The following is a 14997-nucleotide window of genomic DNA, read 5'->3' as shown; positions in this document are numbered from 1 at the left end:
AATATGGATTCCTGGGCATCTCTCACAGCGGAACCGGAATACACACCGACTTGATCTCCGTGTACTGCTCGATCATCTGCCGGCCGTGCTCCCTGCCGATACCCGATTGCTTGTAGCCGCCGAACGGCAAGTTAGGATCCACCGGAATATGGCTGTTGACCCAGACAGTGCCGGCTTCCAGTGCCCGAATGCCGCGCAATGCCGAGTTGAGGTCATTGGTCCACACGCTCGCGGCCAGACCATTTCGAGAAGCGTTCGCCAGGGTCACTGCGTCATCCAGTGACTCGATCGGCGTAACGCTGATCACTGGCCCGAAGATCTCATCGCGCATTGCAGGGTTATTGGCGTCGGCATTGACGATCAATGTCGGCTCAAAATAGAAGCCTCTGGAATCCGGACGATTGCCGCCCGTGACGATGTCCGCCGTCTTGGCCGCCTGCCCGACCAGCGCGGCGACTTTTTCGACGTGCGCGCGCGACACCAGCGGTTGCAGATCCGCACTCAGGTCCATGCCCGGACCCATACGTAAGCGCTTCATGGCGTCGCTCACCCCGCTTACGACCCGGTCATAGATTGAGCGATGCACATAAAGCCGCGACGCCGCCGCGCACACCTGCCCCTGATTGAGGAGACACGCGCCCATGATGCCCGGCATGATCTGATCAACGTCGACGTCGGGCAGGACGATCAACGGATTCTTGCCGCCGAGTTCCAGAGAGAAGCGTGTCATGTTCTTCAGCGCCGACATGCCAATATGACGGCCAGTTTCGGTCGAGCCGGTAAACGTCACCTTGTTGACGCCGGCGTGCTCGACCAGCGCCGCGCCCGCATCCCGCCCGTATCCTGGGACAACATTGACCGCACCTGGCGGAATGCCAGCCTCGAGCGCCAGTTCAGCCACCCGCAATGCGGTGAGCGGTGTGTCTTCCGACGGTTTGACGACAATCGTACATCCCGCCGCCAGTGCCGGCGCGATCTTCCACAACGCGATCATCATCGGAAAATTCCAGGGCACGATGGCCCCCACCACGCCGACCGGTTCGCGCAATGTGAAACCGAGATTCCTGGTTCCCGGCGGAATCGGTATCGACAGATCGAGCGTCGAACCCTCAATCTTGGTCGCCCAGCCTGCCATGTAGCGAACATATTCGACTGATCCAGCAACGTCGACGGCGCGCGCAAGATTGATCGACTTGCCTTGATTCAGCGTTTCGATTTGCGCCAGTTCTTCGGCATGAGCCTCGATCACTTCAGAGAACCGGACCAGGCACCGCTCCCGGTCGGCGGGCCTCATGGCGCGCCAGACACCCAGGGCGCGCTGGGCGCTATCGACTGCCAGATCGACCTCATGACGCGAGCCCTCGATGGTTCTGCTGATGACAGAGCCATCCGCCGGGTTATGAACATCAATGTATCGATCCGTAGTCGACGGGACCGACTTTCCGTCGATGAAGGCACCATGCGCCCGATCGAGAAATGCCCTGACTTCGGGAAGAATCTCGACCAACCGGGATCCCAGGTTTCGCTCCACAACACCGCCTCCAATTTTAACTAGGTCTATCGACCTATTTTTAATGCAGAATCCGGTCGATTGCAAGAGCGCCTGAACCCGAATCCCGATGTCAATGCCCTGCTTCGCGACGGAAGAAGGCACGTGCAAGGCTACTGGCCCGAGTCCGGTCGCGCATCCACCGAAAGTTGGATCTTTATCCGCATCGCTGGTCGTTCAAAAATTCAGCCGTAAGCAGGATTGACCGGAAAAAATGCGCTGCTGAAAATGCGCAGAAATTGCCAGGTTCCGAGGCATCACATCATTCGACACATCTGATCATTTACAGGAGACAGGTATCGTGGACATGCATTTACGCGACCGTGTGGTTTTGATTACTGGTGGCGCCTCGGGTATCGGCCGTGCGTGTGTTCAGGCCGTACTTGCCGAGAGCGCCAGCGTCCTGATCGTCGACAGAGACCCAAGCGGGGCTGAAGTCGCCGGCAGCTTTCGACAGCAGGGATATTGCGTTGAGTTCGCGCAGGCCGACACGACCCTCGAGACGGATATCCGCAGAGCCGTAAAGCAAGCTAAGGACCGCTTCGGTCAGCTTGACGCGGTGATCGCCTGCGCTGGAATCTCCGGCCCTGTCGGATCGACCGCGCCTGACATTTCCACGGAGGACTGGGACCGCGTCATGGCTGTCAACGTCAAGGGTAACTTCCTTATCGCCAAGCACACCCTGGCACTGCTCGGCGCAAGTGAGGTCGGAACGCTGGTGTTCCTCGCTTCCGACGCAGCGCTGGTCGCATTCGAAGGTATGGCTCCTTACAGCACATCCAAAGGCGCGGTACTAATGCTCGCGAAGTCACTTTCTGTGGACCATCCCCGAATCAGGGTGAATTGTCTGTGCCCCGGCATCGTCGACACCCCGATGTCACGCGCCGACCTCGGACGACCCGAAGGCTTTGCCGGTACGGACTTGCCTATCATGTCGCCCTCGCAGATTGCACGACACGCAGTATTTCTGGCTTCCCCGGTGAGCGCGCCCATGAACGGGACCAGTCTGATTACCGATTTCGGATACGTAGCACGATCCGCCCTTCCCGCGCTCGATTTCAAGTAAGCCTATCAGCGCAGTTCCTCGATTAAGGCAATCTCCACAGGTAGTAACCGTCTCTATAGAGGATTAAAGATGAGCAATCGTTCAGTCGCCGTCATCACTGGCGGAGGCACAGGTATTGGCGCCGCAACGGCCAAAGTTCTCCGATCCAGCGGATGGGAAGTCGTTATCTGCGGTCGCCGCCCCGAGCCGCTTCAGCGCGTCGCGGAGTCCACCGGTGCCATCCCGTTTGTCGCAGACGCAGCATCGGCAGATGATCTCAAGCGTCTGGTGGGAAGCACGCTGGATAAATTTGGATCTCTCGATGGCCTCGTGTTGAATGCCGGAATCGTCCGGGCCGGACTGGTAAGCGAGCTCGCGGACGACGCCTGGGATGACATGGTTCGCACCAATCTGACCGGGCCGTTCCGATTGCTGCGGGCCGCACTACCTCATCTTGTGGCAGCAAAAGGAGCGGCCGTCGGCGTCGGTTCGGCTGCCGCGCTGAGAGCGACAGGGGGAATTCCCGGCTACAACGCGACCAAAGCCGCGCTCGCCATGCTGATGCAGTCCGTTGCGGTGGATTATGGCCCGCAAGGCGTGCGCGCTAATACCGTGTGCCCAGGCTGGATCAGAACCGAGATGGCCGATATGGAGATGCGCGAGATCGGCACAGGACTTGGGGTCGGGTATCAGGAAGCATACGACATCGCAACCTCGTTCGTCCCGGCCCGCAGAGCGGCGGATGCCATTGAAGTGGCCCATCTGATTGCCTGGCTGCTATCCGAACAGGCGTCCTATATCAACGCGGCAGTCATACCGGTCGATGGCGGGATGGTCGCTGGCGACCCGGGATCCCTTGCCCTGGATCCACGCGTCACCTTCGCCCAGCGTCATCGCGACTGACCTCAGGGCTCGTGCGGCACGCGTAAACGCTAATGCCAAAGTGCGTCCGCACCCTCGATACTATGTCACATGACCTAGTATTTAAGGAATGGTCTGATCCCCAGCATTTGTGACCAGGAGCGAACATGTTGTCAGTCGAAAGCCCCACCACCTATTACACGATGACGCGCAAGTATCACGATCGATACGAGCCGCTCGAAAAAGATATCGAGGCGGACGTCGTGGTCATCGGTGGAGGATTCTCGGGGGTGAATATTGCGCTGGAGCTTGCCGAACGAGGCATCACCAATACGGTCGTGCTCGAGGCTAACTATCTCGGGTTCGGTGGTTCGGGGCGCAACGGCGGGCACGTAATGGCCGGCATCGGTCACGATCTGGAGAAGATCCGAAAGTACGTCGGCGATGACGGTGTCAAGGCCATTTTCAATATAAGCGATCAAGGCGCCAGCACGATTCAACGGCGCATTGATCGCTATGGCATTGATGCGGATTTCCGCCGAGGGTACGGGTATCTCGCCTTCAATGGTCGCCAGGGAAAACTTCTTCAGCAATGGGAAAGGGAATTCAAGGAGTTGAATCCGGGGCAAGACATTGCTTACCTGGAAGGGGCTGAGCTGAGAAACATCCTTGGCTCAGACGCCTATAGGTCTGGGCTGATGCATATGGGCAATGGCCACATTCATTCGCTCAATCTCCTGCTTGGCGAAGCACGCGCCGTCGTCGAGCTCGGCGGGCGAATTTACGAAAGCACGCCGGTGGTGGAAGTGACGTATGGCAAGAAGATCAAGGTGCGCACCGCCAGGGGTTCAGTCACTGCAGATAAGGTCTGCTTCGCATGCGGTGCATTCATCAATCGGCTTGAACCCAAGCTTGATAAGACAATCATCAGCACCTATTCGTTTCAGCTCGTCACTGAGCCCCTTTCCGACGACCTCATTCAGAGAATCAGCCCAATCCGGGGAGCATTCACGGATGTGCGCCCGGCGATCGATTACTACCGCGTCACCAATGAGAATCGGCTGCTCTTCGGCACCGTCACGCATTTTCTGGAATATATCCCGAAGGACTTCAAGGAATACAACCGAAACGCCATGCTTCGGATCTTCCCGTATTTGAAGGACGTGAAGGTCGACCTGGGATGGGGCGGTCCGATGGAGTGCTCCGCAACGCTTTTCCCGCAGATTGGTACGCTTCCGGGTCAACCCAATGCTTTTTTCGTCCAGGGCTATTCAGGATTCGGCGTGACCCCAAGCCATGTCGTCAGCCGCGTCGTGGTGGATGGCATACTGGAGGGATCTTATGAATGGGACGTGATGAGTTCGATTCCTCGGGCCAGAGTCATTGGCAAGGAAAATTTCCGAAATGTCATTTGCACACTAGGGAAAGTGACGCATCAGCTGCACGGCTACGTCAACGGTCGGCGATAAGATATTGGCCGCTCCGGGTCGATTTCGATATTTGAGAATGACCCGGAGAGCGCAAAATGCGAGAGAATGTGTATTTCTCCCAACGCATGGAGTAGCGCATGCCCCGCAGTGCATCTACCGCCCGACTGGATAGCGAAGTATCCGATCTTGGCACCACCGAGGCAAGCCAACGACGCGCCCCGACCCAACGCGGCCGGGACGCGATTGCCCGGATTCTCTCCGTAGCAACCGACATGCTATGCGAGGAAGGCTACGGCGAACTCACCATGCGCAAAGTTGCGAACAGCGTGGGTATCAGTCTCTCCAATCTGCAGTTCCATTTCAAAACGCGTGAAGATCTGCTTGGCGAAGTCATTATTCAGCTGACGGCTCGATATCTCGAGCAATATGAAGTGTTCGCGCAGGATGCCCGTCTCAGCCCGGAGGACCGTCTGGAAGTGCTCTTGCGACACACGCTGACTGAAGACAAAAAGCCGCGCGTGCAATCAATTTTCTTCAATATCTGGGCGCTCGCCCAGACGCAGGACTTTGCGCGCGAGATTGTCGACCGGATCTATAAAGCGCAGCGAGCTATCCTTGCTCGCTTTATTGCACAGATTAATCCGGCACTCACCGAACATGAATGCGCACTTCGGGCGGCACTGATCTCGTGCCAGATGGAGGGGCTGATGATCCTGATTCCTCAACGCAAGAGCTTTCCGCGTGATTTGAAAGGACTCGAAACCGAGGTGATACGAGCCATGATGGCACTTGCCAGTGCACCTACTAGCTCGCCAACAACCGGCTGACCAGGGCCGTGCGGCTCGTGACGCCAGCCTTGTCGAAAATATGCAGCAGATGGGTTTTGACGGTTGCCACACTGACGTGGAGCGACGACGCGACATCGCCGTTGCTGAACCCACGACAAACCAGTTCTGCTACCTGTGCCTCGCGCTTCGACAAACCATATCGACCGCCCGTATTGGCCCGAGCGTCGTCCTCTGCGATCGCCGATGATGCGGCGAGGTTGAACCCAATATACGGGTGCAGCGCGCGAGCCGCCGCCAGAATCGAAGCAGCAGCCTGATCGTCGCAAGCCTCCGGCAGACATACACTCATGCCTGCCTGCGGATGCCCCTCAGACCGGAATACCAGTTCGATAATATTGCTGATCCGAAACATCGACAGAAATTGCCGGTACTCCCGGTGCGATTCGTGCATCCCGAGATGATTTGAAAGCAGCGCCACGTCGACGTCCGGGAAATCGACCATGTGCTCGTCAAACGGATCGAGACGATACATTTCGTCCACATACAAGCGATGAAACGCGTCCGGCAATCCCCTTCGTTCGAAATAGCGGATCTCCTGATGCCCACCGCAGGTATAAAACGCCAGCGCTTGCGCGCCAGTCACGCGAGTGAAGCAATTCAGCGTCTCGTCGATGAACTGCTCCATCGACGGTCGATGTTTTCCCTGCTCCATGACATCCCACCCCCAATTACGTATGCAATCGACCCGGCGCAACTAGGCCATACGACCTATTATTAGCCGGGAACGCTCGACATTGCATTAGCGCTAACCCTCATCTAGCGCTTGCTTGGGGACGAATCGATGGGGTCGGAGATAACCCCATCGGTGACCGGGATCGCGTGGGTCCCCTCTCAATCCTGGAACGATGACGGATACGTCGTTTCGTTGAGGAGCGTCGCTTTCGAACCGAACGTCAGATGCACCAGCTTGCTGGGCTTCGGATCCCAGCAGAAAAAGCGGCCCGTCGAGCGCATGCGCTGCATATCGACCACCACGATCGATTCCACCGGCATGACGGTTTCGCTCCAGAAGAGGATCGTCAAATCCGGGGCCACATCGAAATAGGCGCATTTCTCGACATCGGCCACACCTCGTTCGGCACCGTTGACGCAATGCCAGGCCATCACTTCCCGGCCAAAGTACACGTGCTCGTACCAGTCATCGGAGCTATACCGGTACAGGACACGCTTGCCGACCAGGGACGAGGACTGCCTGATGGGCTGATCGCCCGGTTTGCCTTGAACGGTAGCGTTCAGGAAATCGGTCTTGGTCCGCTTCTCGCCATCGCGGTCGTAAAAGCTCGACGCCGCCACGAAGATATTGCCGCTTTCCAGCTTCCAGACCAGCGTCACCGATTCCTCGAATTCTTCCTTGAGAAATTCGACGAAAACAATCCCCCGCCGCAGCTCCATGGCTTCATAGGTGTGCGTGCCGGTCATTCCAACGCCGTCACCCTCGATAATCTTCCAGGTCAGCGTTTTTTCGTCGATGAAGTGATGCTCGATCAGCCAGCCGTTGTCGAAACGAAAAACTTCCCGAACCCCCGCGAGCAACGACGTGTTCGGATATTTGTGCTCGGAAAAGCCATCCGCCATCTCCTCGAGCGTCACCCACTCGCTTTCGGGGACATATTTGTGGTTCTGAATCGTTTGATCGATGCTGTAGTCCATAATGTGCTCCTATCAATTGAAGATGTCTCGATGTTTCTTTGTTCAGAAACAAGCCGATCGTTCAATACTCCACCTGATTCCAGGTGGGGCATACAGAGGTTGACTCTGCGGAATATTATCTTTGCCGACGTCAACCTCATGGCTGATTTTTTGGCGGAACCCCGAACGGATCCGGGGGACTGGCGCTCCCCACGGGATGGTTACTGAGGAACTCCGTTGGCAACCCGCTCTCCTCATGATCTGCGCCTTCCGGCACATTTCGACGTCAGAAATTATGCTTGATCCCCACTGATATCTCGAGCTGGGACGAAGAATTCGAGGTACCCAGGTACGCTAGCTGGGCGTAGTTTTCGAAAGCACCTGTCACGGGGTTAATGCCGAGGCCCGCACCACTCATCTTTTCGAAATTGCCCGTTGCGTAGAGTTGGGTCCGCTTCGACAGCGAATAAATACCGCCAAGCGAAATCTTGTTGATGTTCGTATTCGAGTCGAGCACCTGAATTTTCGCGCGCGTGTAACTGTAGGCGAGCCCTACCTGAAGGGCTGGCGTGACGCTATACAATCCGCCCAGTTCCGCAGTATCGAACCGGAAATCGCTGACGGGCCCGCCCGTGGATATCAGATACCGGCTCCCCAGCAGCATCGCGCGCGTCAGCGTGCCGCTAATAGTCAGATTACCCACCGTGTAATTGCCACCCAGTCCAAACGTCCGCAGTTCGTCGGCGTCATGCAATTCACAATAGCTGGAAGGACTCTGCCCGCAGCTCAATTCGCCGATATACCCCGAACTGCCACCCAGCGCAGCTGTGAGGGGATTGCGCAATGACAGATAGCCCGCTCCCAGCGAGAGAGCGCCGTCGGTATAGCTGGCGCCCATAGCCCATGCGCGGTTGGTGGCAAAGGCTCCGGGTTGGCCCCCCAGGCTGAAGGTTCCGCTCAGGCTCAGTCCGTGAAAAGCCGGGCTCGAATATTGGATGCTGTTGTTCAGGTTGAAAGCAGCGTTCAGGTTGTCGATATCTCCGAAGTGCGCACCGAATGGCCCCGCCCAGTTGTTGCTGACTGCAAACGGTGCGAGAGCATTGGTGTATGAGTCGAACTGGCGCCCGAGCGTCAGTTGACCCCATCTGTCCGATTTCAGTCCAACCATCGCCGTAGCATCAAACAGGTTATTTGCCTGAAACATTGCACCGTTGTTCGATAGATAGTAATTCTGCAAATTGAATATCGCACTGGTGCCGCCACCCAGGTCCTCCGTACCGCGAAAGCCGAAAGACGCAGGCGCCAGGTTTCCGGTCGTCACCGACACTGAACTTTTTCCAGACACCTGGCCGCCCGACGTCGAAACCTGCTGATTGCTCACATATGTGAGGCCCGTGTCGATCGTTCCGTAAAGCGTTACGCTACCCTGCGCATGAGCTAGCGGTGAACACGCTGCGGCCATCACACCAAGAAGCCAACCCGCCCTCTTCGTCTTCTTCTGATCCATCACTTCCGACTCCTCGCAACCAGTTTTTGCAGAAAAAAATCGCTCGCACGGAGTGCCGCAGATCGCGGCACTACCGACGGGAGTGCGGATATTCTTATTGGACGATTTATTGCTGAAATCAACCGTTAGACTGATTTCATGATGGTCTGAGGGAAACTACCAACACGGAGACCGCGCCAAAGCGGGGGCTCTATCCCGTGATAGCGTGAGCATGATCGTTGACAGCGAGCGCCGGAAACCATCGCTCGAAGCATGAGCGCAACTGCTCATTCAGAACTGCTGTCCTCGCCTGCAGAAGGCCCTGCGCATGAGCCGGTCGCCACGCCATTTGCTGCCGCTTCACGAAGCGCTTGCTGACCACCTGGTTGACAGCCGACTCGACGAAGCTCGAGGTGATCGGCTCGCCATGACGGTAGCGGTCTCCGTAGTTCACTATAACGCGCTGGTTGTTCTCGAGGTAACCGACGAACTCATCCAGTTTGGCCAGCAGCCTGGCCTCCTCGGGACTGCCATCCGCAGCGAGTTCCCAGCCCAGGCTTTCAAGCCGCTGCAGCGCCGGATAAGGGCAACCGTGCCAGAGGTGCCACTTTGCGCTGCGCAGCCCATCGACCAGCGCGTCGACGGATGGCCGTTCGTCGCGGTCCGGCAACCCCTTGATCATTTGTTCGAGATTCTGCACACGCATGGCGACGTGAAACCATTCGAGTACCCTCTCGCCACAATCGCCTAAGTCCAACTGGGCGCGCCGCACGGTGTCGCCGCCGTCGGACAGGAAAGTTACCGGCTGGTCGGCGCTGACGCCTTCCTGCGCGAGAAAGGCCAGCATTCGATCGGCAGGCTAGTGCTCGAGTGTGTGAACGTAAGCGAAGCTGTGTCCGCGACCGTCGTCGCGCAGTGATTTTCCGACGGTGACTTCGAACCAGCCGTCCTGCCGGCTGCTGTGTCCGGCCAGGCGGATATACCCGCCGTCGATTCCCACGGCGCGCACTGAACTTAGCTGTGGAATAGCACACCGGCCGGCAGGCAGATCGACGTATCGCCGTTGCTCGACAGCGATCATTGCCATAGAGCTGTCAAGGCGACGGCCCAGTGCGTCGACGCGTCTGCGGATCGTGGTAGCGGCGAGCACATGCTCAAGCGGTAACACCTCTTCGAGCACCCGGACGGTGAGCCCGTAGGACATCAACGCGGCAAATTTGGTTTGCAGATACTGCAGTTCGGGACTGGTCCGCTCACGCAGGCAGCCGGCCAGCGGGCTGACGGATCGGCGCCCGCTTGCGCAGCACCTGCATTGGTACAACCGCGGGCTGTCGATCGATAGCCGACCGAAGACCGAGCGGTAGACCAGGCGATGGTGGCCCTTGACGGTCAGACGGGAGCCGCATTTCGTACACACGCTCACTCGGGCGATCGCTTCGGCGGCCTGGGCATCGATCATCGAACGCTGCAGCCGGCCCAGCAGCGCCTTTGCCTCCTCAAGATGTAAGCCGAGAGAACCAGCATCGAATCCGTCCCGTTCGAATCGGGCTATCTCCATAATGTTCGCCTGTTCGTCGACTTCGGTATGAACCACAATCTGCACGCTGATTTGCATCGCAGTCTCCCGCGGCGGCGTAGCTCGGACGATGAGCTTACCGCGCAAGGATCTGCAGCCGCTCATTCGTTGCACGCCGGTCGAAACCCCGATCCAGCCACATCAGCCATTCGTCGGCCTCAACGCGCAGATCGTTCACGTCAATCTGGCCTTCGCGCAAAGTCTCGATCCACTCGAGAAATTCGTGCTCGCCATGAACTTCCAGAGCGTTCATGTATCTCTCGGGGCCTCCGCTGTCTTCTTGCGGACAACGCCCGGAGCCCGCGATGCAGCATGGTAGCGGCCCTGACCGCTGGTTGCACGTGCGCCGCTCGACGCGCGCGTCATGTAACCACCACGAGGTGAAGTCGTACAGGTAGGCAAAACGCTCATGGTCGTGCAGGTCAAACACCGACAGCGACAGGGTGTCTGGGCCGTCAAAGAATTGGAACGCGCCGTCGCGATGTCCACCGTAACGCCATCCGCGGATGATGAACCGGTGCAGGTGTTCGTCGTTCCAGCCCATGGCGAGCTGCATCACCTGATGCAGTTGCGCAATCGTGATCTGCTCGGGAATCAACACTCGCCGCCAGACCGGCGGGCTGACGCCGCGCAGACTGATTCGCAACTGGAGGACGGAAGGCGGATCGGAAGGGCGGAGTCCATTGACCCACTATAAACCTTCCTTCGTCCAAATTCGCCGGGGCCCGGCTTCAGCCCCCGCTTTTGCGCGGTCTCCAACACACGGGTCAAACCGTCCGGTACAAGGCAGGCGACAGCTGGTTCATTGAATAAGGCACGCCGATCTCGTGGGAAGTGCATTCCGACCGCTTCGCCAAGCACTATTTCGCCGTTGTTGACTCGCCGGGAAACGGCACCCGAACCACGCGCTTCTTTTGCGTCCGGCGTTCCGAAGGTGACGGCCGGCGCAGAAGCGGCGAAGCATGAACCATCGATGATCAGGCTGGAGCGAGGTGGCTCACACCAGGCTGCGCAACCGGGCGATCCCCCGCCTCTGTCGACCGTTGCCTATCGTAAAAACGAACAAACCGCCTTGCATCGCCAACCCTCTGCCTGCGTTTCCCAGACAAAAAGCGGCCGGAAGGTGAAAGGCGGGAGATCCGGATTGTTCGGCACCACCGGGTAGGCGGCGATGTCCCAGCCCACGCTCCCGCGCACAGCCGTGTGCTCGGACGTCACGGAAACCGTCTGCGTGCCAACTACGGCGGAAAACATCGCCATAATCTGCTGATGTCCAACAGCGTCCGGAAACCCCGGACCTGTCCAGACCGCGTCCTCGGTAAAAAATCCCTTGACCAGACCGTGCGCATCCCCTCTGCGGAACGCGTCGATGTGGAAATCGTAGCGTTCCCGTATTGCCGCCTGGAACTCAACCAGTTCAGCGCGTGAATCAGTGCGATTCATCGTATCGTCTCCAAAGTTGTGGTTTCCGATACTTTCCGTCCTCGTCCGAGAAAACACCATCAGCCGAAGGTATGCTCGACATACCTTCGGCTGATGGTGCGGGTTGCCTAAGCTCCTTAAATTTCGACCTATCCAGCGAGCATTTTTGCAGAGGCTGGAACGAACAGCATGACCAACTGCAGTATCTCAGGAGACAGGTGGTGGAGACGCAAACCTACATTCACGACGCAAACGAAATCGCCTTCGTCGGCGCCAGCATCTATACAGGACGCAACGGCGCCTGGGCAGAGGCGGTTCTGGTTCGGGACGGCAAGATCGCGGCCGTCGGGACCGATCCACAGATCAGGGCACAGGCGGCCCCGCATTGCCGGTTCGAACACCTTGGCGGGCACATGGTGATGCCCGGGATTCACGATGCTCACACCCATCTGCTGCTAAGCGGGCTGAAGCACAAATTCGACCCACGACTGCCCGAGGGCGCGGACACCGCGGCGCTAACGCAGGCATTGCTCGCGTGCGGATGTTGCCAGACAGAAAATGGCTGGCTCGTTGGCGGGGAAGTCAACCTCAACAGTCTCGTTGCGACCGGCTTTGACAAGTCGGCGCTGGATGCCGCGTTTCCCGACACTCCGGTTTATCTCTATGACTACACCATTCATCATGGTGTCGCGAACTCAAAGGCGCTCGAGCTCGCGGGCGTAACGTCGGACACGATCGACCCGCCAAATGGCAAATATATTCGCCGGCACGGCTCATCGGAACCCAATGGGGTACTCGTCGAAATGGCGAATACCCGGGTTCTGCGAGCGATGCCCGCGCGCTCCCGACAAATGTACAAAAAGGCGCTTCGATGGTCCACCGAAGTTGCCAACCAGTTCGGCATCACCTCCATCCAGGAAGCCTCTGCGTCTCGCCACTTTCTGGAGGCTGCCCGAGAACTGGACCTCGATGGCGAGCTCTCGCTTCACGTCGCCGCGCATCTCGTTTGGCGAGACGAACGGTTCGGCGAGGCAAGCGCAGCTGATCTGGACGAGTTGATCCGCAACCGCCGGCAATATGCAACGCCCCACGTTCGTCCGGACTTCATCAAAATCTGGCTCGACGGCGTACCGCTTCCGCCATATATGACTCACTCAGGTCTTGGCGAGGACGGCCGCGTCGATACGGACAATCTGATCTTCTCCGAGGATGAACTGTTCGACGCGCTGCGCGAATTCGATGCCCAAGGGATGACTGTCAAGATCCACTGCGCGGCCGAGGGAGCCGCGCGGGTGACTCTGAATGCGATCGAGCGGGTGCGTGCCAGCAACGGCCCGGGCCGTTTCCACGAGATCGCCCACGCAGGCTTCGTACACCCTGATGACGTCAAGCGTCTTCCCGGGTTGGGCGTCACCGCCGAAATGTCGCCGGCAATCTGGCACCGGAAGGAGCCGGAGTTTGCTCCACTCGACGCTGGCTTCAAATTTGCCACGCTTCGCGACTGTGGAACGACGATCAGCGTCGGCTCCGACTGGGTCCTGCCACCTGACCCGAACCTGTTCCCCGCGCTCCAGGGCATGCTGGAACGCGGCAAGGAATCGGTCGACCTCGAATATGCACTCTCCTGCATGACGCTCGCGGGTAGCCGCTCCGTGGGCCTGTCGCATCTGATCGGAACGATCGAGGCAGGCAAGTCCGCGGATTTCATCGCGCTGGACCGCAACCTCTTCACCGTTCCCGTCTCCAGCATCGGCGAAACGCAAGTTCTGAAGACGATCTTCGAAGGTCGGATCGTCTTCGACCGGATAAGCGGATAAGCAACCACCATTCCCTTTCTGCCGCTGCTGCGGCAGTCATCACATTACTAAGGACTACCATGCAAAACAAAGGTAGAGAAAATCTGTTGGTGCTTCTGCTTTCCCTTATCTGGGGCTTCATATTCCTCGACAGAATGGCAATAGCGTTCCTCACGCCCGAGCTCGCCAACGTGTTCCACATGAGCAACACACAGATCGGCCAGATCATGCTGGCGACGACACTCGCCTATGCTTTATCGGCGCTTCTTTTTAGCTCCTTCATCGATCGAACACTGGGTTCCCGACGCGGCCTGGCCACGACCGTGCTATTGACCTCGGTTTTCGCCGCGGCCTCCGCGATTTCACGCGACTATCACGACCTGCTCGTGTTTCGCATTCTCACAGGCGCCTGCGAAGGCCCAATCTTCCCTCTGACGATGGCGATCCTGTCCCGCCATAGCAGTGAAGGTCGCTACGCGCTGAACGTGGGCCTCGTGCAGGCTGGGGTGACAGTAATCTGCCTCACGCTTGGTCCCACGGCCGTCACCCATCTCGAAGCGCTGTTCACTTGGAAAGTAGCATTCGCCATTAGCGCGCTCCCTTCGCTGTTGCTGGGCATCATCGCATTTCGCTTCCTGCCCGAAGATTCCCGCAGTGCTCGAGTCGGAGAGCACGATGACCCGAAGAGCTCGGCAAGTAACCGTCTAGGTCTGGTCGGGTCTGTTCTGCGCGTGCGCAATGTGTGGCTTTCGGTCGTGGTCTGCACCCTGACATTGTCCGGGATGTGGCTATCCTACACTTTCGGCCCGCTCTACTGGGTAAAGTCCGCGAGGCTCACAGCCGCCCAGATGGGTAATCTCGCCTCCATCATGGGCCTGCTCCAGATCTTTTGGGTGATTGGCATTCCCGCCATCTCCAATTACGTCGGGCGGCGCAATGCATCGACTGTATTCCTGGCAATCGCATCCGCACAGATGTTGTCGCTGTACTTCGTCGGACCGTCGTTCTGGACCGTGTCGTTTTACGTGGTTGCAGGTGGCATTGCCGGCAGTGCGACCTCGCTCTACATGTCACTTCTGGGAGTGGAAAGCGTCCCGAAAAGGCTGGCAGCGACTTCAAGCTCGCTGATCATGGGGACGGCCGAGATAGTCGGCGGAGCCGCCGCACCGATGATTGCAGGCTCGTATGCCGACGCCCTTGGGTTACCGGTCGTCCTGCTGATCGGCGGTATCTGTCTTGCCGCTGGGGCACTGCTCTCGCTCTTTTTCAAGGAAACGAAAGCAGCTCGCCAAGCGGCGGTGTCCACACGGTTGTCGACGTTCGCGGACTAACGCTGTGCTTCTCGTGGGTGCCGT

The 14997-nt window shown here is 58.4% G+C and carries 12 protein-coding genes and 1 pseudogene; 6 read left to right on the top strand and 7 right to left on the bottom strand.

Translation table 11 applies throughout. The features are described from left to right. Nucleotides 1-22: 22 nt before the first annotated feature. Entirely contained in the window at nt 23-1519 is a 1497-nt protein-coding gene (locus tag AB4Y42_RS37230) for an aldehyde dehydrogenase (RefSeq protein WP_368697020.1), read from the bottom strand. A gap of 337 nt (nt 1520-1856) precedes the next feature. On the opposite strand from AB4Y42_RS37230, the gene AB4Y42_RS37225 reads away from it, so the two are divergent. The 4 genes from AB4Y42_RS37225 to AB4Y42_RS37210 all read left to right on the top strand — a co-directional run bounded on the left by AB4Y42_RS37225 (nt 1857) and on the right by AB4Y42_RS37210 (nt 5712). Then, entirely contained in the window at nt 1857-2615 is a 759-nt protein-coding gene (locus AB4Y42_RS37225; RefSeq protein ID WP_368697019.1) for an SDR family NAD(P)-dependent oxidoreductase, read from the top strand. A gap of 69 nt (nt 2616-2684) precedes the next feature. Next, nucleotides 2685-3497 (top strand): SDR family NAD(P)-dependent oxidoreductase, encoded by an 813-nt coding sequence (locus AB4Y42_RS37220; protein WP_368696982.1) that lies wholly within the window; start codon nt 2685-2687, stop codon nt 3495-3497. A 125-nt stretch (nt 3498-3622) separates the two neighbouring features. Further along, the gene (locus AB4Y42_RS37215; protein ID WP_368696981.1) at nt 3623-4924 is read left to right on the top strand and encodes an NAD(P)/FAD-dependent oxidoreductase; all 1302 of its coding nucleotides are present in this window, start codon (nt 3623-3625) and stop codon (nt 4922-4924) included. Nucleotides 4925-5022: 98 nt separating this feature from the next. Further along, the gene (locus AB4Y42_RS37210; RefSeq protein WP_368696980.1) at nt 5023-5712 is read left to right on the top strand and encodes a TetR/AcrR family transcriptional regulator; all 690 of its coding nucleotides are present in this window, start codon (nt 5023-5025) and stop codon (nt 5710-5712) included. On the opposite strand, the gene AB4Y42_RS37205 is transcribed toward AB4Y42_RS37210, so the two are convergent. The 6 genes and pseudogenes from AB4Y42_RS37205 to AB4Y42_RS37180 all read right to left on the bottom strand — a co-directional run bounded on the left by AB4Y42_RS37205 (nt 5690) and on the right by AB4Y42_RS37180 (nt 11867). Then, complete coding sequence (locus AB4Y42_RS37205; protein ID WP_368696979.1) at nt 5690-6358, bottom strand: response regulator transcription factor; 669 nt, start codon at nt 6356-6358, stop codon at nt 5690-5692. The two genes, AB4Y42_RS37210 and AB4Y42_RS37205, sit on opposite strands and share 23 nt — an antisense overlap. A 206-nt stretch (nt 6359-6564) precedes the next feature. Next, nucleotides 6565-7383 (bottom strand): molybdenum cofactor biosynthesis F family protein, encoded by an 819-nt coding sequence (locus AB4Y42_RS37200; protein ID WP_368692341.1) that lies wholly within the window; start codon nt 7381-7383, stop codon nt 6565-6567. Between the two features lie 265 nt (nt 7384-7648). Further along, nucleotides 7649-8869 carry a porin gene (locus AB4Y42_RS37195; RefSeq protein WP_368696978.1) on the bottom strand — a complete coding sequence of 407 codons (1221 nt, stop codon included), beginning with the start codon at nt 8867-8869 and terminating at the stop codon, nt 7649-7651. Between the two features lie 190 nt (nt 8870-9059). Then, a pseudogene (locus tag AB4Y42_RS37190) lies at nt 9060-10463 on the bottom strand (ISKra4 family transposase). 37 nt (nt 10464-10500) lie between these two features. After that, nucleotides 10501-11070, bottom strand: a complete 570-nt coding sequence (locus AB4Y42_RS37185; RefSeq protein WP_368696977.1) for a plasmid pRiA4b ORF-3 family protein — start codon at nt 11068-11070, stop codon at nt 10501-10503. A 401-nt stretch (nt 11071-11471) separates the two neighbouring features. After that, a complete protein-coding gene (locus AB4Y42_RS37180) occupies nt 11472-11867 on the bottom strand; it encodes a DUF4440 domain-containing protein (RefSeq protein WP_368696976.1) in 396 nt (131 codons plus the stop codon). A gap of 200 nt (nt 11868-12067) precedes the next feature. Here AB4Y42_RS37180 and AB4Y42_RS37175 point away from each other — a divergent pair, with 200 nt between their 5' ends. Both AB4Y42_RS37175 and AB4Y42_RS37170 read left to right on the top strand, forming a co-directional pair. Next, nucleotides 12068-13663 carry an amidohydrolase gene (locus AB4Y42_RS37175; protein ID WP_368696975.1) on the top strand — a complete coding sequence of 532 codons (1596 nt, stop codon included), beginning with the start codon at nt 12068-12070 and terminating at the stop codon, nt 13661-13663. Between the two features lie 59 nt (nt 13664-13722). Then, entirely contained in the window at nt 13723-14973 is a 1251-nt protein-coding gene (locus AB4Y42_RS37170) for an MFS transporter (RefSeq protein ID WP_368696974.1), read from the top strand. Nucleotides 14974-14997 lie beyond the last annotated feature (24 nt).

Source organism: Paraburkholderia sp. EG286B (genome assembly GCF_040965655.1).
Taxonomy (GTDB): Bacteria; Pseudomonadota; Gammaproteobacteria; order Burkholderiales; family Burkholderiaceae; genus Paraburkholderia.
The sequence above is the reverse complement of the archived record's forward strand: the minus strand, read 5'-3'. Positions and strand labels throughout refer to the sequence as shown.